This is a genomic window from Ruegeria sp. ABV3_008 (genome assembly GCF_056161185.1).
Genome location: NZ_JBSWYP010000002.1, coordinates 252847 through 276301, shown reverse-complemented (window position 1 = coordinate 276301; position 23455 = coordinate 252847). Strand labels below are relative to the sequence as shown.

The window sequence follows — 23455 nt, the reverse complement described above, 5'->3', positions numbered from 1 at the left end:
CTGTATTTTTGTTCCGCCAAAGCGGTGTTTTTCTTTACCTATCCATCTTCGATTCTAGCGATGTGATGCGTAAAGGTCACGTCAAAAATCACGCGATTCCACAAAATATGGACGAAATAAGGCAGCAACCGGCGGCATTTCGCAGGCTTTGCCAAATATAGCGGAAACAATGCGGATCACTACAAGACACAGAGCATCCGAGCAGTGAACGACCTATGCGTCACGCCCCGGATTCAAATCAAAACAAGTGCGGAAAACTGCTCAATGTCCTGCCGCAAGACCTCTGACGGGTCCTGTGGATATCTTGAGGGATAATTCAGGCCTCCGCAAGGTGTTTTTCAACTGATTGGGGCACTTGGACAATTCAGGCTGTGATTGGTCATGCTGCGCACCTCCTGGATTTCACCATTGCTGAGCTCTGCCAACCGAACCATCAAACGGCCCTGATATTCGAACGGCCACCAGCAAACAGGAATGCCGTCTGTATCATCATCATAGAGAAAGCAGACCTGCCCATTCGGTGTAGTGATCTGACCGTAGACGCATCCCCCACCTTCGACCCGCCAGACCGAGGTCTTGCGGTTCAGGAACTGCTCGGTTCCCACCAGATCACCGCTGCGGATTTCGTGAAACTGCACCGTTTTGCCAAGCACTGCGTCCAGAAACGTCTCAGGTGAGATGACGGACTGCGCCGAAGCGAAGCCGGGTGCAAGCGCCGCGCACAAGGCGCGGCGCAGGGCTCTACCAATTGTCACGGAACCACCGAACGGCGCGCTTGAACGGGCGCGCGGCATAGGTGTCGACGGGGATCTCGAAATCCCACCACTCATCCTGCGGATGCGCCGCAAACAGGCTGAGACCAACGGCCGAGGAAAAGCCCGGCCCCGTCGCGGATTGTGGCAGGCCGTGAACGCGCAGCGGGCGGCCTAGACGGACGCGCTGGCCAAGGATACGGGTCGCGAGGCCGTCCAGCCCCATGATCTGACTGCCCCCACCTGTCAACACGATCTGCTGGCTGGGCATATGTTCGAACCCGGCCGCATCGAGGCGGACGCGCACTTCCTCCAGAATCTCTTCGACCCGTGGCCGCATGATGCCAATCAGTTCGGCCCGGCTGACAGTACGGCGATCATGTTCCCAATCGCCCGTATCACCGCCGATATCGATCAGATCGCGATCGTCGGCTCCGGTCGCATGGACACCGCCATTGAATGTCTTGATCCGCTCGGCCACGGCGGTTGGCACGCCAAGACCCATCGAGATGTCCTGTGTGACGTGATCACCACCCATTCGCACGCAATCGGCGTAGATCATGTGTTTCTTCATGAAGATCGACACGCTGGTGGTCCCGCCACCCATGTCGATACAGGCCGCGCCCAGTTCCTGCTCATCCTCGACCAGCGCCGAGATACCCGAAACATAGGCCGAGTTTGCAATACCTGCGAGCTCCAGATCGCAACGCTTGATACAGCGGACGATGTTCTGGATCGCAATTGCGTCGACGGTTAGCATATGCATGTCGACAGCCAGAGATTGCCCCATCTGCCCACGCGGGTCGATCAGACCCGAGCGGTTGTCCAAGGCGAAATTCACCGGTTGGGCATGCAGAACCTCGCGCCCCGCCCCGTAATCCGGGACGTCGCAGGCGTTCAGAACACGGCCAACTTCGGCCTCGGTCACAAGTTGGCCTTCTAGATCGACCTGCGCATCCAAACCGTAGGAACGTGGGTTCGCACCCGAGAAACAGGCAATGACGTGGTCGACCCGGATATCGGCCATCTTCTGCGCGGCTTGCAGGGCGGTGCGAATGGCGCGCTCGGTTTCCTGCATGGCTGTGACTTCGCCAAACTGCACCCCGCGCGAACGGGTGGTCGCCGCGCCAATGACCCGGAACCCGGTCTGCCCGGCCATCGAACCGATGGTGTTATCCTCACTTAACCGCCCGGTGCCATCAAACCGCAGCACGAGGCACGATATTTTCGAGCTACCCACATCCAGAATGGCGATAACGCCCCGCTGCATCGCTTGTCTGCGCATTTGCCGCATGGCACGTTGGGACTGATAAAGATCGGTCATCATGGTCGTTACTGCCCGTTACCCACTGTCACTTTTGTATTCCACCAGTCTTCGCTGGCGGCTTTGGTCATTCTGATTGTTGGCCGCTGTCCGAGGCGCATATCCACCACGGCCACGTCACGCTCTAACAGGTCCTGCACTTCGTTTACGGCCAACACCCGTTCGAGCGCACGCACTGGGCGGTCCGTCGGCAGCATGATGCGCTGGCCGCGATCCAGCACCAGATCCCAGCGCCGTTCGCCAATACGCACAAGGCCCCGAACACGGTTGCCAAGGCTGCGCGAGGTGCGGAAAATCTCAAGCGCTTCGGCAACATGCCCATCTGCGCCCTTGCCCGCGATCAAAGGCAGATCGCTGTGATCCTTACGTGAGGCGATCAGGTCGACATGAACGCCGGTCTCATCCAAAAGCTCGATAGATTCTCGGGTGCGCCACACGATGACAGGCTGACGCTCGACAACGTCCACCTGCAGGATGCCACCGGGCCGAATGCGCACAGTGGCCGATTTCACCGGATCAAGCCCGGTGATCGTGTCGCGCATCTGTTCGACATCCAAATCCCAAGAGCTGATCGGGAAATCCAGAGGCACCACTTCGCGAATGTCATCCGACAGGCCTGGGCCTGCACCGTCAATGGCCATCAGATTGACCATGAACTCAGGACGCTCCTGAATCGAGGTCCGGATGTCTGCGATATAGGTATTGAGCGCCTCGCGCCGCTCCTCGGACGCAAAGTAAAGACCAACGGCAGCCGCAACAGCGCAGACAGGCAGCCCCAGCTTGACGCCCATGCGGATGCCCGGCGTCAACATCCAACGCTGGAACCGGTAGCTGAGGCGCGACGGTGCCGGATCAGACCGACGCGCGGTGCGGTTGAACAGCTTCACACCGCCCAAACGCAGAACAGGCTGCGTTTCATGGGATTCGGTATCAGCGGATTCGAAATCAGCATCCGGCCCGGCCAGAGGTTTGGCCCGATGGATCACTGGCGCGCGGGAGGCTCTTAGCGGTCGCATGAAGCGTCCTCCACCATCCAGGCGCAGAGCTGTCCGAAACTCATCCCGCAATGTTCCGCCTGTTCCGGCACCAGCGAGGTCGGCGTCATCCCGGGCTGGGTGTTGGTTTCCAGCAGGAACAACCCATCCGCACCCATAGTGTCGTCCCACCGGTAGTCGGTGCGGGTCACGCCGCGACAGCCCAAAGCGTTATGCGCTTTCAAAGCGTAGTCCATGCAGCGGTCAAAGATATCCTGCGGGATGTCAGCGGGCAGCACATGCCACGAGCCGCCGGGCTTGTATTTGGCATCGTAGTCGTACCAACCACCATCCGTCATGATCTCAGTCACGGTCAGGGCGCGATCACCCATAACGGTCACAGTCAGTTCTCGACCCGCGACGTATTTTTCGACCATGATGTGGTCGGGCATATCCTCCGACAATTGCGGAGGACCATTCGACCCTTCGTGCACGATGTAGATGCCGACGCTCGACCCTTCGTTGTTGGGCTTGGCGACGTAAGGCGGCTCCATCACGTGAACCTCGACCACCTCGACCTTGGGCACGATCACGCTGGGAACAATGGGCAGTCCTTCGGCCTGATAAACCTCTTTGCTACGCTGCTTATCCATCGCCAGCGCCGAGGCCAGCACGCCGGAATGGGTGTAGGGAATGCGCATCCACTCAAGCAGGCCCTGTACGCAGCCATCCTCGCCCCAGCGGCCATGCAGAGCGTTGAAAACCACGTCCGGCTTGATATCTAAAAGGCGCGCGTAGAGGTCGGGACCTGCGTCCAGCTCAACCACTTCAAAGCCTTCTCCCACAAGGGCGGCTGCGCATTCGCGCCCAGAGCTGAGAGACACCTCGCGTTCCGCCGAGGGGCCACCCATCAATACCGCCACTTTGGGGTTTGTCCTGCTCGACATACCCAACGTGCGCCTCAATGTCCCCGGACCTTATGTGGTGGTCCGTACTGCGTTTATGCCTTTGATCCGTCGCCGTTAATTGCCTGTTATGGTCTGACGGTTGGGGCTTTATTCTTTCAGCGGATCACCGACCCGCATGATTTCCCACTCTAGCGTGATGCCGCTTGTTTCGTAAACCTTTTTTCGCACCTCTTCACCCAGACCTTCGAGGTCCGCCGCGGTCGCCTCGCCCGTATTGATCAGGAAATTCGAGTGCTTGGGGCTCATCTGCGCGCCACCTTTCGTGGCCCCACGCATGCCCGCATCGTCGATGACCTTCCAAGCCTTGAGGTCATGCACATCATCCGCCTTCCCCGTCGAGGAGAACCCGGCCGGATTGCGGAAGGTCGAACCGGCGCTGCAGTCTTTGGTGGGCTGGGTCTCGTCGCGCTTTCGCAACTGCGCCGCCATTCGGGCATGAAGCGCTTCGGGGTCACCTTCAGGGCCTTCGAAGGTTGCCGAGATCAGCACCGCGCCATCAGGCAGATCGGACTGACGGTAGCGAAAGTTCAAGTCCTCGGGGCCAAGCTCAATCACTTCACCCCGCCTTGTGACGACAGTGGCCCTTTTCAGAACATCCGCCGTGTAGCTGCCATAACACCCTGCGTTCATGCGCACAGCACCACCGATAGAGCCCGGAATTGTGCGCAAGAAAGTCAAATCCACACTGGCATCAGCCGCTTTACGCGCCACATGCGCATCCAAAGCCGCCGCGCCAGCGGTGACCGTAGTGCCCTCGATCTCAATCCCATTGAAGCCCCGGCCCAGCCGGATCACCACTGCACGCAATCCGCCGTCGCGCACGATGAGGTTCGACCCGACCCCCATCGGGAACGTCACGACATCATCGGGAAGTTCGCGCAAAAAACCCTGCAGATCTTCAACATCCGCAGGTTGGAACAAATAGTCTGCCGGACCGCCGACACGCAGCCATGTCAGGTCGCTGAGGCTTCGGTTTTCGGACAGTTTGCCACGAGGCACAGGAAGAACAGTCATAGCTGCTAACTCGCGGATTCAGAGGGAGTTGGCAACCTGTATCCGCAGTGAAACGGTCAAATCCGCCGACGCAGCCACCGCCCCAGGTAGATCACCGGCCAGCGCAGGATCGACATACCCATCACGAGGACTATCAGCCCTATCCACGGGCCGTTCTCATAGGTGACATATCCAAGCAGAGGAATACCGACCGCGATCAGGATATAGGCGCGGGTCCAGTGGTTGTCCTTGCTGGGGATCATCGCCAGAAGGTTCGCAACAAGGCTCCACAGGGCCGCGAGGGCAAGAGAGAGGGTCATTCCATTACCTCTCCACGCACCCATTTGCGCCAGTAATAGCGGATCGGGTTGCGGAACATTGAGACGAAACCTCCGAAAGCGAGAGCCGACCAGACCCATCCATGGTCATAACCCAGCCAGATGATCATTACCGGCGCGCAGATCAACAGCACAATCCCCGGAGGGAATTGTAGGCGCATCGGCAGCAAGGCCACGATGGTGGCGCTGATCACCCAAAGGGCGGCAATGATGGTCGAATAGTCCATTGTCCCCTCCTGGGACGCGGTCTCGGCGCTAGGTCGCACACCTTCAGGTTGTGCAGCAAATAAGATCCGCCGTCAAACAGCCTGTTTTCGTTGCAACCGTTGCGGCAAGCCGTTCGCCCATGCGCTGATTGTTCCTGCCCCAAGGCATACGACCATGTCGCCCGGGCGAGCTTGTTCGCGGACCAGACGCTCCAGATCGTTTTCGTCCAGCAAGGCGCGTGCGTGACGGTGGCCGTGACGGATGAGGCCCTGCACCAGATCATCGCGCGAAGCACCTTCGATCGGGTCTTCTCCGGCAGCGAAGATGTCGGCGATTGCAACCACGTCAGCGTCGTTGAAGCAGGTGCAGAAATCGTCGAACAGGTTGGACAGACGCGAATAGCGGTGCGGTTGGTGCACGGCGATAACGCGGCCCTCGGTCGCTTGGCGAGCGGCTTTCAGGACAGCAGCGATTTCGACCGGGTGGTGGCCGTAATCGTCGATGATGGTGACGCCGTCGACCTCTCCGACCTTGGTGAAACGGCGGTTGACGCCACCGAAATTGGCCAGCGCCTCGCGGATTTCAGTGGCTTTCATGCCCAGATGGCGGGCCACGGCAACAGCAGACAGAGCGTTCGAGACATTGTGGTCACCCGGCATCGGCAGGGTGCAGCCCTCGATCACCTTGTCTTCGTATTGCAGAAGGATATCGAAATGCGCGACGCCGCCCTTGTAGGTCAGGTTCTCAGCCCGCACATCGGCCTGCGCGTTGAAGCCATAAGTGCGCACGCGGCGGTCGGTGATGCGCCCGACCAGCGCCTGAACCTCGGCATGATCCGTGCAGCACACCGCCAGACCGTAGAAGGGCAGGTTCGACACGAACTCATGGAATCCATCGCGCAGCTTATCGAAATCGCCCCAGTGTTCCATATGTTCGGGGTCGATATTGGTGACGATGGCGATGGTTGCGGGCAGACGGTTGAACGAGCCGTCGGATTCGTCGGCCTCGACCACCATCCATTCGCCCTGCCCCATGCGCGCGTTCGAGCCATAGGCGTGGATGATGCCGCCATTGATGACGGTTGGGTCGAAATCTCCGGCCACCATCAGCTCGGCCATCATCGTGGTCGTGGTGGTTTTGCCATGCGTCCCGGCAATCGCGATGTTCGAGCGCAGGCGCATCAGTTCCGCCAGCATGTCAGCGCGGCGAACAACCGGCAGGCCCTGCGCGCGCGCCTCATCCAGTTCCGGGTTGCCCGGCTTGATCGCGGTCGAGGTGACGACCACGGCGGCGTTCTGCAGGTTTTCGGCCTTCTGCCCCACAAAAATCTCGGCCCCTAAAGACGCCAACCGATCCGTGATTTTTGAAGCCTTCAGGTCCGACCCCTGCACCTGGTAGCCCAAGTTCAGCAACACCTCGGCGATGCCCGACATCCCGATCCCTCCGATCCCAACGAAATGGATCGGTCCTACGTCCTGCGGCAGTTTGGTTGCGGGGGTCATGTGGTCTCCTTCTGCGCCAGTTGCTCGACAAGGGCTGTCAGACGCTGGGTGGCGTCGGGGGCACCTGTCGAGAGGGCGGCATGGGCCATTTTCTGTGCGGCTTCGGGGTTGGTCAAAACCGTGGTCATTTGCTCGGTCAGTGAGGGAACGTCAAGCGCCTTTTCGGGGATCATGATTGCCCCGCCCGCCTGCACCAGCCCTCGGGCATTGGCGGTTTGGTGATCTCCTGCGGCCGCGGCAAAGGGGATCAGGATCGACGGGCGACCGATGACCGAGATGTCGGCAACGCTCGACGCACCCGAACGGCTAATGACAAGCTGCGCATCCGACATGCGGCGCGGAACGTCGTCAAAAAACGGTTGCACATCGGCGCGAATGCCGTGATCGGCGTAGAAGGCCGTAACCCTCTCACCATCATCGTCGCGGGCCTGATGCGAGACGCGGATAAAACCGCGCAGGAATTCCGGCAAAGCCGCGATCGCTTCGGGCACCACATCGCTGAGGATACGCGCGCCCTGACTGCCTCCCATCACCAGCACCGACATCGGATACTCGCCGGGCGGAATGTAGGGCGCACCCGCCCGCTCCAGCACCGAAGCCCGGACAGGGTTGCCGGTGTGAATGCCGCTGGACCCTTCGGGCAGATCGGTCGGCCAAACACCACAGGCCACTTGGGCCACGCGTGTGGCGAAAAGCTGGTTCACACGCCCCAAGACGCCGTTCTGTTCATGGATCATACGCGGCAGTTTCAGCAGCGTTGCCGCGCCCAGCGCCGGGATCGACGGATAGCCGCCAAAGCCTACAACCACGTCAGGGCGGTCGCGCAACATCTGCAGCGCCATGCTGGTTACGCCGCCTACAATCTTCGGCCCCACCAGCGCTTTTGCGGCCAGACCACCGCGTGCGAATGTGGCCGAGGACGCCTCGACAATCTCGGTCGTGTGCGGGAATCCCCCGGTATAGCGAGCGCCCCGCGGATCGGTCGACAGGCGCACGCGCCAGCCTTTTTGCAACATCGCCTCAGCCAAGGCCTGCGCCGGGAACATGTGGCCCCCGGTGCCGCCAGCCGCAATCAACAGGTAAGGTTTGCCCATCAGCCTCGTCCGCGCAAGATATCACCTAGCTCACCCTGGGGACGCGAGCGTGTGAAGGCCAGCAACATGCCGACCGCAATACCACCCGCGATCAGGGATGAGCCGCCATAGCTGACAAAGGGCAGCGTCATGCCCTTTGCGGGCAATAGGCGCACGGCCACACCCATATTGATCATCGCCTGAACGCCAAACATACATGCCAAGCCCGTCCCAGCCAGACGTATGAACATATCCCGCTCACGCATCAGGCGCATCAGCGAGCGCACAACGATGATCGAGTAAAGCGCGATGATGATCAGCACCAGGATCAGCCCGTACTCCTCGGCCGCCACGGCGATAATGAAATCCGTATGCGCATCAGGCAGAGACCATTTGACCTGCCCCTCCCCCACGCCGACACCAAACAAACCACCCTCGCGGATGGCATTGGTGGCATAGCCAAGCTGAGTGGTCGGATCGACCTCCTGGTTCAGAAAGCCATCAATGCGGCGGGCAAAGTGGTCCGAGTTGGAATAGGCGAACATCCCGCCCAGAACGACCACCCCGGCCATGCCAACCAGCAAAAGCATCGGCGCTCCGGCCACGAAATACATGACGCCCCAGCCGAACAGGATCAGGCAGGCTTGCCCAAAATCAGGCTGCATCACCAGCATGCCAACGATCGCCATACACAGCGCAAAGGACCACAAGCGCCCGGGAGGGCCGTTAATCTCTTGCGAGGCCGCCAGCAGCCACGCCGCAATGACCACAAATCCGGGCTTTAGAAACTCGGACGGTTGCAATGAGGCGAACCCCAGCGAGTACCAGCGTACAGCACCTTTTCCGAAATCCGTCCCGAAGACCGGCAGGAATGCCAGCGCTACGAAGGCCCCCAAAAAGCCCAACACCGCCAGACGGCGCACCAATGTCGGAGACATCATCGAGGTCAGCAACATTGCGATCAGCGCCAATCCGCCGAAGAGCGCCTGTCGTTCGACATAGTGGAACGGATCAAACCCGTTTCGCCCGGCCAGAGGCGGCGATGAAGCCAGCCCCAGCAACAATCCGATGACAAACAGAATCAGAACGCAGGACATCGTCCAGCGATCAATCGTCCGCCACCACTTCGGTAGAATCGGTTCCCCGCGCTGGTCCTGGACCGCGCCATACACCATCTCAGTCATGAGATACCGCCACTTACTGCCTCACTCGCGTCCCGTTTTCGGGATCTGTTCGAGAGTCTACAGTGAAATTGGCGTTTGGGCTAGGGAAATGAGCCGCGCAAACGAAAAACGGCGCCTCAAAGAGATGTCATCCGCCCCTGTTGGCCTGAGCCTTTCTTTGAACCACTGGCTTGCCGTTTTTCACGTGACGCTGAACGAGATTGCGGATTTGCCTCCCCCTCCTCGGGACCAGTCGCGCGTGTTCAGGCTCGTGGGTGTCTAAAAACAATTGCGGGAAAATTTGCCGCAATTCTTCGACCCCATCCTTCCCGATCGCCCTAAGCGCTTCGGGACCCGTGAACAAGCTTTCCGTCGGCGCGCCCTCGGCAAAGATGACCTCGTGGCGGTCAAGGAGAAGGTGGATATACGTAACCGTCGCGCCTCCCGTCTGCACTGAAACGCCAGGCAGATCGAGCAGTTTGCAGGCCGGGACAAAGACCTCATCTTTGGCGAACATGCGCTCAGCAATGGCTGACTTGACCAGCATGCGGTGTTGTGGCGAGACACATAGATCACGCGCAGGAACGCCTTGTCCCAAAGCACCCTGCGCGATATGGATTGGCCTTAGCTTGGGTTTCAGCGTCAGATCTATTTTGTCGAGGTCCTGCGTGCCGATCCAACGGATCGGTTGAGCACCGTTATCCTGAGTGAGAACCAAATCACCTAGGTTCAGATCGTCAATCAATCGCGGGCCGTCAGGTGTTTCGATCAAAGTGCCCGAAACGAAACACGGCACAACCGTATCAACATCAATATCGGGGCCGTTGTCGACAACCCCGTTGACGGTCAGAGGTGTGTTCAGCGGTGGAACAGAGCCATCAAGAAACCCAATGAAGAACCCGGATTCCGCGTTGATGACGTTCGAGTTTCCATTGCCGTCGATGTCGTAGTCGAAGATACCGATCTGGTATGTATTGGTGCCGTCAGTGACTTCGATAGTGAAGTCCCAGAAAATCACATTGCCATCGAAGGTCTGCGTCGGATCGTTCGGAAATTCGTTGTTCTGGTCATCCCCATCGATAATTGTGGCGTCGGCCCCATCCTCGATAGTGATCTGACTATAGGCTGAAATCTCGAAGACAACGCCTGTTGGATCGAAGGTAACGTCATTCGCAGACAGATCAGTATCGGTTCGGAACGCGCCGAAAACATTGGTCGGCATGGTTTAGTTACACTCCGTAATACGGGAAACAACACGGAACTTGGCACTTTTCTACTGTCACTCAGGCCAAAGTAATAGGTGATGGGCCTCAAAATGACTTAAAATACACTAATCTGTTGCTGTTCGGGCGCTCACGGTACTGCACTGTCCTTGTCGCTTGAAAGATTCACACCCTTTGAATCGTTTCTGTCCATTGAACGGATGTCTCACTGGCCCTTGCCATCCTGACCAATCCGCGCCATGCGCAGCGCATGACCTATGACACGATCATCCTTGGTGCCGGGGCAGCTGGCATGATGTGCGCAGCGCATTGCGGCCGGCTGGTTCTGGTGATCGACCATGCCAAAGCGCCGGGCGAGAAGATCCGTATCTCGGGCGGCGGGCGCTGCAACTTTACCAACATGTATGCGGGGCCTGCCAATTTCCTGTCGCAGAACCCGCATTTCTGCAAATCCGCCTTGGCGCGGTATACGCAATGGGATTTCATCGATCTGGTCGGGCGTCACGGCATCGCATGGCATGAGAAAACGCTGGGGCAGTTGTTTTGTGACGACACCTCGAAGCAAATCGTTCAGATGCTGCTGGATGAGATGGCCCGCGCAGGGGCTGACTTATGGCTACGGACCGAGGTCAAAGCGCTGCGCAAGACCGAAGCCGGGTTCGCGCTGGAGGTCGATCGCGAAGGTGCCCGGCACAGCCTGACCTGCCGCAATCTTGTGCTGGCAACAGGCGGCAAGTCGATCCCCAAAATGGGTGCGACAGGTCTCGCCTATGACATCGCGCAGCAATTCAATCTGCGCGTCACCGATACCCGCGCTGCGCTGGTTCCATTCACCTTCTCGGACGGGAAGTTTAAGGAACTGTCTGGCGTCTCTCTACCCGCGCGGCTGTCCAACGACCGCACCAGTTTTGACGAAGCACTTCTGTTCACCCATCGTGGCCTCAGCGGACCATCGGTGCTGCAAATGTCCTCATATTGGCATGAGGGAGAAGCGATCCGCGTCAATCTGATCCCGGACCTGCCCTTGTTCGATCTTCTGCGTGATCAGCGACAAGCCGGAGGGCGCAAGGCCCTGACCACCGAACTCGCCCGGCACTTACCATCGCGGTTGGTAGATCACCTCTCCCAGCATATCCCGATGAAGGGTAATCTGGCCGATCAGTCGGACGCGGCGCTGAACGATCTGATCTCGGCATTGTCAGAATGGCAGCTGACCCCCTCAGGGACCGAAGGCTACCGCACCGCTGAGGTCACTCTGGGTGGGATCGACACAGATGACCTGTCGTCAAAAACGATGGAGGCCAGGGATGTCCCCGGCCTCTATGCGATTGGTGAAGCGGTGGATGTCACCGGATGGCTTGGCGGCTACAACTTCCAGTGGGCGTGGTCCTCGGGCCACGCCGCTGGACAGGCCATTTCCGCGCGTTAGCCGACACGACTAACTGCGCTGCCTTAGCCGACGACGTTATAGCCTCGTCCGCGCATGCAGTTGCGCACGATGACTTCCTTATTCTGGTTCTTCGCGATCACGTCAGCTCCGGCCCCGATCAGAGCACCTGCCGCAGCAGCGCGACCCAGGTTGTCGCTGCTGTCTTGAATGATGGCAGTAGTCGCCGCAGCACCCGCCGCACCAATCGCCGCGTTACCCGCGGTCGATCCATCGACCGCTGCCTGAGACGCCGCCAGTTGCTGACATTGCAGCAGGTCAGACTGGTAGTTGGGGCCAACCGGGCCATCAATAACGGGCACGTAGTTTGCGCCTGTATTCGTGCAAGCCCCAGCCAGCAGCAGAGCCGGGACGATCAGAAGGGATTTCGGGTTAGGCATATTCATGACCTCTTTTTGAATTTCCGAGCAGAAAAGCAAATTCTTAAACGGCTTCAAGCCGATACCCGCAAACTGTCGCCCAATCGGCAAGGAATTGCAAACGGGCTAGGCGTTTAGGCACTTTTGAACCTGCGCTGCGAAGTCATCCCCGCGCTGCTCGAAATTATCATATTGGTCAAAACTGGCGGCCGCAGGGGCCAGCAAGACGGTCTCCCCTGCCTCACTGTCGGCTATGGCCTGCTCAACGGCAGCGGCCATTGTGGTGCAGACCTGCGCCTCGACCTTTAGCTGCATGGCGAAACCCGCCGCCTCGCGACCAATCACATAGGCCTTGATCACCTGATCCGACGCACCGTTCAGGGCGTCGATACCGCCTTCTTTCTCCAACCCACCGCAAATCCAACGGATTTTCTTGAACGCGCTCAGAGCTTTCTCGGCACTGTCCACATTCGTCGCCTTGGAGTCGTTCACGAAAGTCACCCCACCCGCTTCGGCGATGATCTGACTGCGATGCGGCAGGCCCGGATAGCTGTGCAAGGCATCCTCGATCACGCGCGGAGCCAAACCCAGAGACCGGCAAGCGGCATAGGCAGCACAGGCGTTCTGATGATTATGCGCACCCGGCAGCCCCTTTATGCCGCGCAAATCAATCGAGCCGGTCTGCCGCCCTTTGCGATATTCCGAAAGAAAGCCTTTGCGGGCAAAGACCTGCCATCCCGGACCGGTCAGCTTGCGCTCAACCGAGATCCGGATCACCCGATCATCCGCCGGGCCTTCGGCCAATTGCCCTGCCAGAAATGCACCTTCGGCTTCATCAATGCCAATCACGGCACGGTCTGGCCCGCCCTCGGCAAAGAGGCGTCTTTTGGCTGCGAAATAGCCACCCATTCCGCCGTGTCGATCCAGATGATCCGGCGACAGGTTGGTGAAGACGGCTACATCAGGCGTCAATGCGCGTGCCAGCTCGGTCTGATAGCTCGACAGCTCCAGCACAACGACCGATCCATCGCCGCCGGGGTCTATATCTAATACACCACGCCCGATATTGCCCGCCAATTGCGCCTCACGGCCAGTTTCTGTCAGGATGTGATGGATCAGGGCCGCCGTGGTCGATTTACCGTTTGATCCGGTCACTGCGATCACGCGTGGAGGCGTGTCGTAGTTGTTCCACTCCTGCCCCGCAAAGGATCGAAAGAACAAGCCGATATCGTTGTCCACGGGCACGCCGGTCTCCAACGCGGCAGCGACAACCGGGTTCGGTTGGGGATAAAGATGCGGAATACCGGGAGAGACGATCAGCGTGGCGATCTCATCAAACGCCCCGTGGCGACGTAGATCGAGGCACTGGAACCCCTCCCCTTCAGCCGTCTCGCGCGCAGCCGGATTATCGTCCCAACAGATCGCCTCCGCCCCACCGGCACGCAACGCGCGCCCCGTCGCCAAACCCGACCGACCAAGGCCCAAAACGGCGACCTTCTGCCCTGAGAAACCTTTGACCGGGATCATGCCGCCCCCTTCTTTCAACTTGAATGCGCGCCACACTGCACCGAAGAAAAACCCGATGGCAAGGGCGCTTTCAGGCTCGCGCGTCAGTGCGAGCCGGGCCCAACAGGTGGCAAGAGGGCCGCAGGCCCTCTGAACCTGGCGGGAGGGCTATCGGACTTTCAGTGTCGCCAAACCGATCATCGCGAGGATCAGCGAAATGATCCAGAACCGGATCACGATGGTAGGTTCCGCCCAGCCTTTCTTCTCATAGTGATGATGGATCGGGGCCATCAGGAACACGCGCTTACCGGTGCGTTTGAAATAGAGAACCTGAATGATCACACTCAGCGCCTCGACCACAAACAGGCCGCCAACCACCGCCAGCACCAACTCGTGCTTGGTCGCCACGGCAATCGCGCCTAGTGCACCGCCCAAGGCCAGTGACCCGGTATCGCCCATGAACACAGCCGCAGGCGGTGCGTTATACCACAGGAACCCAAGGCCGCCGCCAAACAGGGCCGAGGTAAAGATCAGAATCTCGCCCGTTCCGGGTACGTAGTGCACATCCAGATATTCGGTAAAGTCGACGCGGCCGACCGCATAAGCGATGATTCCCAGAGTCGTAGCGGCAATCATCGCGGGCATGATAGCCAAACCGTCAAGGCCATCGGTCAGGTTCACGGCATTGGCAGAACCCACAATCACGATAACGGCAAACGGAATATAGAGGATCCCTAGATTAACCAGAGTATCCTTGAAGATCGGCACCGCCAGCTGGTTCTGCAAAGCCTCCGGATGATGCAAAGACGCCCAGAAGGCCGCCAACACTGCAATGATGATCCCCAGTGCCAGGCGCATTTTGCCAGACACACCCTTGGTATTCTGCTTGGACACCTTGGCATAGTCATCGGCGAACCCGATCGCCGCGTAAGCCAGAGTCACGAACAGCACCATCCAGACGTAAGGGTTATCCCAGCGCGCCCAAAGCAGCGTCGACGTCACCAGCGCGCCTACGATCAGCAAGCCACCCATGGTGGGCGTTCCGGCTTTGGAGAAATGCCCCTCGGGCCCGTCATCACGGATCGGTTGGCCTTTACCCTGCCTGCGGCGCAGTACGTTTATCAAAGGTTTGCCAAACAAAAACCCAAAGATCAGCGCCGTCAAAAAGGCCCCACCCGCGCGGAACGTGATATAGCGGAAGAGGTTCCAGAAATCCCCTCCGTCCGACAGGGCGGTCAACCAATACAGCATTACAGTACCTTTCTCACACGAGGCGCACGGGCGCGTTACCCGTCAAGCGCGCCCCCTTGCCCCATTTTCCGTAGACCGTCAACAATCCGGGCTAACGCCATGCTGAGCGAGCCTTTCGCCAGCACGGTATCGCCACTTTCAATCAATTCCGGCAGGTGTCCCGCCATCTCGGCGCTAGTTTCAAACCACAGGCCCCTCTTTGTATCCGGCAAAGCCTCGTGCAGCGCTTTCATCAACGGACCAATGCAGTGAACCTGATCTACCTGCGTCATCGCGCTGACCTCGGCCATGCCTGCATGCATCGCGTCCTCTTGCGCGCCCAGTTCCTTCATGTCGCCCAAAAAGGCAATACGGCGCGTTCCGTTCGAGGCGGCCAAGACGTCCAGCGCAGCCTCCATCGAGGTCGGGTTGGCATTGTAACTGTCGTCCAATAATTCGATCTGACCGCCAATCGCCAGCGGCAGAGTCTCCCGAACCCCGCGCCCCTTGACTGGCGACCATTGACGCAGGCCGTCTATTGCCTGATCCAAGCCGACACCCATCTCAACACAAGCGGCCAACGCGCCCAGCGCATTCAGCGCAAAATGAGTGCCTGCCGATTGGACGTCGAAGTTAAACAGGGTGTCACCAACCTCAGCCCGTGCGTGAACGGAGTCTGGTCCAGCCGTCACGTTGGTCAGCTTGTAATTTGCAGCCTGCCGACCGAACTCAACGATTCCAGCGCCAAGGCCATGTGCTTTCTGGCGCAATATACCCGCATGTTCGATATCAGCGTTCACGATGGCTGCGCCACCGGGCTCCAGCCCTTCAAAGATCGCCGCTTTCTCGTGGGCGATTCCGGCAACGGACTCGAACGCTTCGAGGTGAACTGCCGCCACCGTCGTCACCAATCCCACTTGCGGGCGCGCCTGACGGGCCAGCGGGGCAATCTCGCCCGGATGGTTCATCCCGATCTCAATCACCGCGAATTCAGTGTCTTGCGGCATCCGCGCGAGCGTCAGTGGAACACCCCAGTGATTGTTATAGCTGGCGACACTGGCATGGGTTTTGCCCTGCGTTTGCAGAATGGCGGCCAGCATTTCCTTGGTTGAGGTCTTGCCAACACTCCCTGTCACGCCCACCACACGCGCCTCGGTCCGGGCACGAGCGGCCTGTCCGAGTGCTTCCAGTCCGGATTGCACATCGTCGACAATCAGCAAAGGCGCATCTTCGGACAACCCCTCAGGGACGCAAGACACCAAAGCTGCTCCAGCGCCCTTCTCCAGCGCCTGAGCTACAAAATCATGGCCGTCGCGCGCGGCCTTCAGCGCAACAAACAGGTCGCCCGGCTGCAATGTCCGCGTATCAATCGACACGCCATCCACAGTCCAATCACTGGTGGCGCGCCCGCCGGTTGCAGAGGCGGCCTCTGCCGCAGTCCATAGTGTCATGCGACCCTCCCGTCTAAAGCAGCCACGGAAATGCTCGCCTGCTCTACATCATCAAAGGGTAGCACCTGATCACCTACGATCTGGCCGGTTTCATGGCCTTTGCCTGCAATCAGCAGCGCATCGCCGGGTTGCAAAGCGTCAATACCCCGCAGAATAGCCTCGGCGCGGTCACCTACTTCGGTCGCCTCTGGCGCACCATCCATCACGGCGGCGCGGATAGAGGCCGGGTCTTCGCTGCGCGGGTTGTCGTCAGTGACAAAGACGATATCCGCGTGATTGGCGGCGGCCCTTCCCATCAGCAGGCGCTTGGTTGCGTCGCGATCTCCGCCCGCACCAACGATCGCAATCAGACGTCCCATCACATGCGGGCGCAGCGCTTTCAAAGCCGTTGCGACTGCATCCGGCGTGTGGGCATAGTCCACAAAAACTGCCGCGCCATTGTCGCGGGTTGCGGCCAGTTGCATGCGGCCCCGGACCGTTGTCAGATGCGGCAGGGTCTCGAACACCCGTTCAGGGTCGTCACCTGCAGCGATAACCAGCCCACAGGCCAGCAGGATGTTTTCGGCCTGGAACCCTCCGATCAAGTTCAGGCGCGTCTGGAGGGTCTTGCCCTGCCACGAGAAACGCAAATCCTGCCCGGTCGAGTCAAACCGTTGGTTAATCAGACACAGATCAGCCTCACCCAGCCCAACGGTCAGCACAGACTGCCCCCGCGCCTCAGTGATCTTGCGCACCCGCGCACCCTTCGGGTCGCTCAGGTTGATGACTGCGGTGCCGTCCTGCGGCAGAACCCGGTCGAACAAGCCCATTTTGGCCGCGAAATAGGCCTCAAACGTCTCGTGATAGTCTAGGTGATCCTGCGTGAAGTTCGAGAACCCAGCAGCGGCCAGATGCACTCCGTCCAGACGGCGCTGTTCCAGCCCATGTGAGGAGGCCTCCATCGCCGCGTGCGTCACGCCATTCTCGGCGGCCTCGGACAGGCAGCGATGCAGAGTGATCGGTTCGGGCGTGGTGTGAGCCAGCGGCGCGGTCCATGCGCCTTCGACCCCCGTGGTGCCAAGGTTGACGGCGGCGTGGCCAAGTTCGGACCAAATCTGACGGACGAATGTGGCGACCGAGGTTTTGCCATTGGTTCCGGTGACCGCCACAATCGTCTGAGGTTGCGCACCGAACCAAAGCGCAGCTGAGCCGGCCAACGCTTGGCGCGGGTCTTCAACCACAACCAAGGCAGCATCGGATGCGGCCAGTTCGGCCTCGGCGATCTGCGCGCCTTCAGCGTCGGTCAGAATAGCAGCAGCGCCCATGCGCAGAGCGAATTGGATAAACTCACCCCCGTGGACACGCGTACCGGGAAGCGCTGCAAACAGGAAACCGTCTTTGACCTCGCGGCTATCGACGGCCAATCCGGTGATGTCGGGATTCGCGCCTCCGCGTGCTGTCAGGGCCAGTTGGCTGAGTTTCTTTGTTCTTGCGCCCATGACCCACCTGTTCTCTGGCACCCTAATTCGAGGTCAGGGTTATAGCAGCGCTCGCCTCAGGCTCAAGCCGGGGACGCAGTCCCAGCAGCGGCGCGACACGGCCGATCAACTCAGCCGCCACAGGCACTGCCGTCCAGCCCGCCGTGCGGCGCTTTTCACCATAGGCCAGGATAGAGGGTTCATCCAAAGTGACGATCAGCACATATTTCGGATCGTAAGCCGGGAAGATGGTGGCAAAAGTGGCGATCACCTTGTCATCATAATACCCACCACGCGGTTTGGGCTTGTCGGCCGTACCGGTCTTGCCCGCCACATCATAGCCTTTGACCTCAGCAAAACTGGCCGTGCCGTCGGTCACCACTTTGCGCAGCATCTTCTGTGCCTGACGCGCGGTATTTTCCGACATCACCCGTGGGCCATATTGAGGGCCATTGCGGCGCAGGATCGTGGGGCTGACATAGTGCCCGCCATTGGCAATCGCGGCATACCCCGCCGCCAGATGCATCGGGCTGGTCGATAGACCGTGGCCGTAAGAAATGGTGACCGTGCTCAACTCACCCCACTTTTTGGGCTTTAGCGGGGCACCGCCTGCGGCTTCGACAATCTCAAACGGGGTGGGTTCGAACATGCCTAACGTTTCCAGAAAGCTCTGCTGGCGTCTTGAACCGATCTGCAAAGCCAGCCGTCCAGTTCCGCGGTTCGAACTGTGGACGATCACATCCGCCACGCTGATCTTGCCATAGTTCTTGCCGTTGAACTCACCAATTGGGAAACGGCCGATCTTCATCGGACCGGAGGTGTCGATGACGGTCTCGGAGTTCACCAAGCCAAGCTGGACCGCCTGCGCGGCGGTAAAGATTTTGAAAACCGACCCCAGCTCATAGACACCCTGTACATATCGATTGAACAGAGGGCTATCTGACGGATCAAAGCCCGAGGTCGGTGGGCGCGGACGGTCATTGGGGTCGAAGGACGGCAGCGACGCGGCCGAGATCACCTCGCCCGTATGCGCGTTCATCAGAACCGCGGAGGCCCCCTTGGCGTTCATGATATTCATGCCGCCGTACAACACCTGCTCGACCGCTGCCTGAATGGTCAGGTCGAGCGACAGTTGCAACGGCTTATTGCCGTTGGCCGGGTCTCGCAGATAGTCGTCGAACTTCTTCTCGACCCCCGCAACGCCGATCACCTCGGCAGCACTCACGCCTTCGCGGCCAAAGCCTGAACCGCCAAGAATATGCGCCGCCAGCTTGCCATTCGGATAGAGGCGCATTTCGCGCGGGCCGAACAGGATGCCCGGATCGCCTATGTCATGCACCGCCTGTTTCTGCTCGGGCGAGATGCGTTTCTTGATCCAAAGGAACTTGCGTTTACCGGTGAAGTCCTTGACCAGACGCTCTTTGTCGAGATCCGGGAAGATCGCGACCAGCTGATCAGCTGCCGCAATCGGATCAATCATCAACGGCGGCTGCGCGTAGACCGAGTAGGTATCCAGATTGGTCGCCAGAATGCGGCCTTCGCGATCAACGATATTGGCGCGCTGCATTGCAATCGAAGCACCGGGCGCGCTGGCCAGCGGCTCTTGCGCCTCGGACGTCGCCAGCATTCCCATACGCACACCCACAACCGAGAAGGCGCAAAAGAAGAACAGGCCCAAAACCAAAAGACGCCCCTCGGCGCGGGCGCGGGCGCGATCTTTCATCTTTTCATGACGTTGGCGGATATTCTCGCGCTCGATGACCTTTGGGTTTTCGCCTTTCGCGCGGGCATCCAGAACGCGGGCCAGAGGGCGGAGGGGGGTGCGGGTCATGGAATCTGCACCTCACCCAGGGCCTGAATATCCGTGATCGCCTGCAACTCGATCGGGTCAACAACCGGCAGGTCGGGGTCCTCGGCATAGGCGATCTGATCCGCGCGCCCGAATTGCTCGGCCCGCAAGGGCAGCAGGCCCATGCGTTCGAAGTTCAAATCGGCCAACTCACGCAGACGATCAGGGCGGTTCAGATAGGCCCATTCGGCATTGAGAACCGCCAGCTTAACCTGAGCCAAGCCGATCTCACCCTGCAGCGCCTGCATTTCCTTCACAACTTGCTGGGTCCGGTAATTCTCTTGATAGGCCCACAGAGCCAATCCGAACACGGACAGAGCGGTCAACACATACAGAACACTCTTCATTTTGCCCTTCCCCCAAGTTGTGGCATCCCAATGGCGCGGGCCTCAATTTCCCCCGCCGGAGCCTCGGTACGGATCGCAACACGCAGCTTGGCCGAGCGCGCACGCGGGTTTTCCTGCAATTCCTGCTCGTCCGGCCCGACGGCCTTGCGTGTTTTGAGCGTGAATTGTGGCAGTTCCTGTTCCATCTCGGGCGCATAGCGGTTGGCACGACCCGACTTACCGGCCCGAGATTGGAAAAACCGTTTAACCATGCGGTCTTCGATGGAATGAAAGGTCACAACGGCCAGTTGCCCGCCGGGCTTCAAAGCCCGCTCGGCAGCCATAAGACCCTGAAACAGCTCGTCATATTCCGCGTTCACCGCAATCCGCAAGCCCTGAAAACTGCGCGTCGCCGGGTGCGATTGCCCCGGCTTGGGACGCGGCAGGCAGGATTCGATGATCTCGGCCAAACGCAAGGTCGTGGTGATTGGTTCCTCGGCGCGGGCTTTAACAATAGCCTTGGCGATACGCCGACTCGCACGCTCCTCACCGTAGTGGAACAGGATGTCGGCCAATTGCGCCTCGGTCGCGTTGTTGACCAGATCGGCGGCGCTTTCACCTTTCTGGCTCATGCGCATGTCGAGCGGGCCGTCTTTCATGAAAGAAAAGCCGCGCTCGGCCAGATCCAGCTGCATGGACGAAACCCCGAGGTCCAGTACAACCCCATCAAGATCCTGCGCATATTCATCCATGCGAGAGAATACACCGGGCTGCATCACAAGGCGGTCGCCATAGTCGCCTGCCCAGTCTGCGGCCATTTCAAATGCCAGCGGATCGCGATCCACGCCGATCACCTTCTCGGCCCCAGCCTCAAGCAGACTTCTCGTATACCCACCTGCACCGAACGTGCCGTCTAGCCAAGTGCCCGCCACCGGAGATACCGCCGCCAGTAAAGGGCGCAGCAAGACAGGAATATGTGGGTTCGAAGATGAAGAGACCGCGCCGGACATGCCGTTACGCGTCCCCAACGCCATCGAGATAGACCATCGGGTCGAAATCATCCGGCAGATCGTCCATCCATTCCTCGGCTTTGGCTAGCTCCTCGACCTCATAGGTCTCGGGCTTCCAGATCTGGAAGGTGTCACCGGCTGCTATGAAGAACGCCTCATTCTCTAGGTCGATCTTGTTGCGCAGCTTGGCCGGCAAAACCAGACGCCCTGTTTCATCCACATTTGTGGGAAAGGACTGACCATGGAACATGCGTTGGAGCATCTTACGCTCCATCGAGCCACGCGGCAGAGCGTCGATCTTGTCGTCGACGTCATCAATCGCCTGCATGGTATAGCATTCCAGATATTTGCGGCGGTGGTCGCCATAGACAATCACAAGCTCAGGATTGTCACCGGGCTGCCAATTGGGGTCAGACGATTCAAGCACACGGCGAAACGAGGCCGGGATCGAGACCCTGCCCTTCGTGTCCACCTTATGGTGGCTTTCACCTCTAAACCTGCGCGCCAAGACGACTGTCCCTTTCGCTTGCGCCCCACTTGAATTTCACGTTCCCCCCGGATGAAAAACGGCGGGTTGATCTGCTGCCACTGATCAACCCGCCGCATTGGCCCGCTTTGCGGGATGTCCAGCTGCACGCGCCACCTGGGGGGATGTCTGCTCGCCCGCGCGCCGGATCTCTTGAGTGATGAAAGCGAGTTGCCTGTATGAAACCTGATTATTTTTGGTTGGGGTCGTTTGCTGCCCCTGCTGCCTCGTCCTCATCGGATGCATTAGGGATGACATGGGAATTCATGGAAATCAATAGGAAATTTTGGACACCGTCTAATGCAAACCATGAAAACAAGGTAAGTTTTAAGCCAATTTCGGAACTTACACACCTCATATCGACACCAAAGATTATTCGATAGCTATATATGGTGACCTCAAGAAACCCCCACGATCGCCCATGATTTCCCAAAAAATTTCGAATTCTCGTAAATATTGCCGACTGAAACCCATCAGCAACGCAAAAATCAAAGAATCACACAGAAGGAAACCGCGTGGAATGTGGCCGCTTTGATCTACTCCCACGAATTCCCAAGCCAAGATCCAAGATCGCTTTCTCGTGATCGAGTTGAAACAAAGCGTCCATCAAACGCACAAACTTTCGCAGCTGCGCTCAAACTCCGGGCAAGTCGAATGGTGAGAAGGACTCTTTGCTCAACCAAGACTTAGCGCCCAAGGTCCCGCAAACCCCAAAAAATCATGGGTGATTTCAAACCGCGACTGACAAGGCTCTGATATCCATGCATTTGCTGCATAGCAGCATTGACGTTGCGGGCTATTGTGCAATCGCAGCATTCACTTATTTTCATCCTCAAGCAAACGCTGGCACCGGTCAGCAAGACAAGAATGAACGGAATAACAAGATGGCAATGGCAACAAACACACCGGCACTTAAAGGCACTCACTTTGGCGGTATCACCACCTTGGTCGAGGCCGCAAAGACACGTTTTGCCCGCTACCGCCTGTACCGCCAGACGGTAAGTGAGCTGTCCGCGCTGTCGAACCGCGAACTGGCCGATCTCGGCCTAAGCCGCGCAATGATCCGCGGCCTGGCCCGTCAGGCGGCTGACGACTTCACAGCGCGTTAAGCGCACAGGAATACACGAGATCAGACCCTTCCTCCTCCCTTTAGGGTCTGTAATCAGCGGCGGCGTCTCTCTTCCTCCCTGACGTCGCCGCACCAAATACCGGCCTCGCAACGCCGGACCAAGACACACCGGGCTCTCCTCCTCCCTGCCCGGTGTTGAAAGCGCGCGGTGACGTCTTCCTCCTCCCTGACGTCACCGCGTCTTCCTCATACCGGGCTCAAACCCGGGTTCGGATACATCGGGGCTCTCCTCCTCCCTGCCCTGATGTAGAAAAGAACGGCGGTTTCCCTTCCTCCTCCCTGGGAAACCGCCGTTTTTGCTTTTTGGGCAAACGGAATAAGATCGGCGCAGTTACGATTATTCAGGAGTGCGTCATGGCCGCCTATTTCATCGCCCAGATTTCCATTCATGACCCGGACGGGTATCAGAAGTATCTTGAAGGTTTCATGCCAATCTTTGACCGGCACGGCGGGCGCCTGCTGACCATTTCTTCAAAACCCGTCGAGCTCGTCGAAGGCAATTGGGCCGAAGAAGGTATCGTGCTGATGGAATTCCCTGAAATGGCCGCAGCCCGGGCGTGGAAAGACGACCCTGACTATGTTGAACTGGCCAAGATCAGGCGCCAGACCGCAACGGCTAATCTGGTGCTGGTCGAAGGCCTCTAGCGG

The 23455-nt window shown here is 59.1% G+C and carries 23 protein-coding genes; 3 read left to right on the top strand and 20 right to left on the bottom strand.

Annotated elements, in window-relative coordinates:
- Nucleotides 1–338: 338 nt before the first annotated feature.
- From ACXAH8_RS05545 to ACXAH8_RS05495, 11 genes are all read right to left on the bottom strand, one after another.
- Nucleotides 339–755 (bottom strand): hypothetical protein, encoded by a 417-nt coding sequence (locus ACXAH8_RS05545; protein WP_475216705.1) that lies wholly within the window; start codon nucleotides 753–755, stop codon nucleotides 339–341.
- A complete protein-coding gene (gene ftsA, locus ACXAH8_RS05540) occupies nucleotides 742–2076 on the bottom strand; it encodes a cell division protein FtsA (protein WP_170375007.1) in 1335 nt (444 codons plus the stop codon). Before ftsA ends, ACXAH8_RS05545 begins: the two co-directional genes overlap by 14 nt.
- An 8-nt stretch (nucleotides 2077–2084) precedes the next feature.
- Entirely contained in the window at nucleotides 2085–3092 is a 1008-nt protein-coding gene (locus tag ACXAH8_RS05535) for a cell division protein FtsQ/DivIB (RefSeq protein ID WP_475216703.1), read from the bottom strand.
- Nucleotides 3080–3997 (bottom strand): D-alanine--D-alanine ligase, encoded by a 918-nt coding sequence (locus ACXAH8_RS05530; protein WP_170460942.1) that lies wholly within the window; start codon nucleotides 3995–3997, stop codon nucleotides 3080–3082. The genes ACXAH8_RS05535 and ACXAH8_RS05530 overlap by 13 nt, the downstream gene beginning before the upstream one ends.
- Nucleotides 3998–4105: 108 nt before the next feature.
- On the bottom strand, nucleotides 4106–5032 hold the full coding sequence (gene murB / locus ACXAH8_RS05525) for a UDP-N-acetylmuramate dehydrogenase (protein WP_475216701.1): 927 nt from the start codon (nucleotides 5030–5032) through the stop codon (nucleotides 4106–4108).
- A 56-nt stretch (nucleotides 5033–5088) separates the two neighbouring features.
- On the bottom strand, nucleotides 5089–5331 hold the full coding sequence (locus ACXAH8_RS05520) for a DUF2484 family protein (RefSeq protein ID WP_475216699.1): 243 nt from the start codon (nucleotides 5329–5331) through the stop codon (nucleotides 5089–5091).
- Nucleotides 5328–5576, bottom strand: a complete 249-nt coding sequence (locus ACXAH8_RS05515; protein ID WP_475216698.1) for a DUF2484 family protein — start codon at nucleotides 5574–5576, stop codon at nucleotides 5328–5330. Before ACXAH8_RS05515 ends, ACXAH8_RS05520 begins: the two co-directional genes overlap by 4 nt.
- 72 nt (nucleotides 5577–5648) lie before the next feature.
- Entirely contained in the window at nucleotides 5649–7058 is a 1410-nt protein-coding gene (gene murC / locus ACXAH8_RS05510; RefSeq protein ID WP_475216697.1) for a UDP-N-acetylmuramate--L-alanine ligase, read from the bottom strand.
- On the bottom strand, nucleotides 7055–8152 hold the full coding sequence (locus ACXAH8_RS05505) for a UDP-N-acetylglucosamine--N-acetylmuramyl-(pentapeptide) pyrophosphoryl-undecaprenol N-acetylglucosamine transferase (RefSeq protein ID WP_475216696.1): 1098 nt from the start codon (nucleotides 8150–8152) through the stop codon (nucleotides 7055–7057). Before ACXAH8_RS05505 ends, murC begins: the two co-directional genes overlap by 4 nt.
- The gene (gene ftsW, locus ACXAH8_RS05500; RefSeq protein ID WP_170702517.1) at nucleotides 8152–9315 is read right to left on the bottom strand and encodes a putative lipid II flippase FtsW; all 1164 of its coding nucleotides are present in this window, start codon (nucleotides 9313–9315) and stop codon (nucleotides 8152–8154) included. Before ftsW ends, ACXAH8_RS05505 begins: the two co-directional genes overlap by 1 nt.
- A gap of 127 nt (nucleotides 9316–9442) precedes the next feature.
- Nucleotides 9443–10516 carry a Hint domain-containing protein gene (locus ACXAH8_RS05495; RefSeq protein WP_475216694.1) on the bottom strand — a complete coding sequence of 358 codons (1074 nt, stop codon included), beginning with the start codon at nucleotides 10514–10516 and terminating at the stop codon, nucleotides 9443–9445.
- Between the two features lie 251 nt (nucleotides 10517–10767).
- On the opposite strand from ACXAH8_RS05495, the gene ACXAH8_RS05490 reads away from it, so the two are divergent.
- Entirely contained in the window at nucleotides 10768–11946 is a 1179-nt protein-coding gene (locus ACXAH8_RS05490) for a BaiN/RdsA family NAD(P)/FAD-dependent oxidoreductase (protein ID WP_475216693.1), read from the top strand.
- A 23-nt stretch (nucleotides 11947–11969) separates the two neighbouring features.
- Here the strand turns inward: ACXAH8_RS05490 and ACXAH8_RS05485 are convergent, their stop codons facing one another.
- The 9 genes from ACXAH8_RS05485 to mraZ all read right to left on the bottom strand — a co-directional run bounded on the left by ACXAH8_RS05485 (nucleotide 11970) and on the right by mraZ (nucleotide 21624).
- On the bottom strand, nucleotides 11970–12350 hold the full coding sequence (locus tag ACXAH8_RS05485) for a glycine zipper family protein (RefSeq protein WP_170374988.1): 381 nt from the start codon (nucleotides 12348–12350) through the stop codon (nucleotides 11970–11972).
- 99 nt (nucleotides 12351–12449) lie between these two features.
- Entirely contained in the window at nucleotides 12450–13850 is a 1401-nt protein-coding gene (murD, locus tag ACXAH8_RS05480) for a UDP-N-acetylmuramoyl-L-alanine--D-glutamate ligase (RefSeq protein ID WP_475216691.1), read from the bottom strand.
- A 147-nt stretch (nucleotides 13851–13997) separates the two neighbouring features.
- Nucleotides 13998–15080 carry a phospho-N-acetylmuramoyl-pentapeptide-transferase gene (mraY, locus tag ACXAH8_RS05475; RefSeq protein ID WP_170468019.1) on the bottom strand — a complete coding sequence of 361 codons (1083 nt, stop codon included), beginning with the start codon at nucleotides 15078–15080 and terminating at the stop codon, nucleotides 13998–14000.
- Nucleotides 15081–15115: 35 nt separating this feature from the next.
- Nucleotides 15116–16510 (bottom strand): UDP-N-acetylmuramoyl-tripeptide--D-alanyl-D-alanine ligase, encoded by a 1395-nt coding sequence (locus tag ACXAH8_RS05470; protein WP_475216689.1) that lies wholly within the window; start codon nucleotides 16508–16510, stop codon nucleotides 15116–15118.
- Nucleotides 16507–17988 (bottom strand): UDP-N-acetylmuramoyl-L-alanyl-D-glutamate--2,6-diaminopimelate ligase, encoded by a 1482-nt coding sequence (locus ACXAH8_RS05465; protein ID WP_475216687.1) that lies wholly within the window; start codon nucleotides 17986–17988, stop codon nucleotides 16507–16509. Before ACXAH8_RS05465 ends, ACXAH8_RS05470 begins: the two co-directional genes overlap by 4 nt.
- A gap of 22 nt (nucleotides 17989–18010) precedes the next feature.
- Entirely contained in the window at nucleotides 18011–19798 is a 1788-nt protein-coding gene (locus ACXAH8_RS05460; protein WP_475216685.1) for a peptidoglycan D,D-transpeptidase FtsI family protein, read from the bottom strand.
- Nucleotides 19795–20163 carry a cell division protein FtsL gene (gene ftsL, locus ACXAH8_RS05455; RefSeq protein WP_475216683.1) on the bottom strand — a complete coding sequence of 123 codons (369 nt, stop codon included), beginning with the start codon at nucleotides 20161–20163 and terminating at the stop codon, nucleotides 19795–19797. The genes ACXAH8_RS05460 and ftsL overlap by 4 nt, the downstream gene beginning before the upstream one ends.
- Nucleotides 20160–21152, bottom strand: a complete 993-nt coding sequence (gene rsmH, locus ACXAH8_RS05450) for a 16S rRNA (cytosine(1402)-N(4))-methyltransferase RsmH (protein WP_475217009.1) — start codon at nucleotides 21150–21152, stop codon at nucleotides 20160–20162. The genes ftsL and rsmH overlap by 4 nt, the downstream gene beginning before the upstream one ends.
- Before the next feature lie 4 nt (nucleotides 21153–21156).
- Nucleotides 21157–21624 carry a division/cell wall cluster transcriptional repressor MraZ gene (mraZ, locus tag ACXAH8_RS05445; RefSeq protein ID WP_475216681.1) on the bottom strand — a complete coding sequence of 156 codons (468 nt, stop codon included), beginning with the start codon at nucleotides 21622–21624 and terminating at the stop codon, nucleotides 21157–21159.
- A gap of 938 nt (nucleotides 21625–22562) precedes the next feature.
- On the opposite strand from mraZ, the gene ACXAH8_RS05440 reads away from it, so the two are divergent.
- Together ACXAH8_RS05440 and ACXAH8_RS05435 are read left to right on the top strand one after the other, a co-directional pair.
- Nucleotides 22563–22787 carry a DUF1127 domain-containing protein gene (locus tag ACXAH8_RS05440; RefSeq protein ID WP_170691847.1) on the top strand — a complete coding sequence of 75 codons (225 nt, stop codon included), beginning with the start codon at nucleotides 22563–22565 and terminating at the stop codon, nucleotides 22785–22787.
- Between the two features lie 374 nt (nucleotides 22788–23161).
- A complete protein-coding gene (locus ACXAH8_RS05435) occupies nucleotides 23162–23452 on the top strand; it encodes a DUF1330 domain-containing protein (protein ID WP_475216678.1) in 291 nt (96 codons plus the stop codon).
- Nucleotides 23453–23455 lie beyond the last annotated feature (3 nt).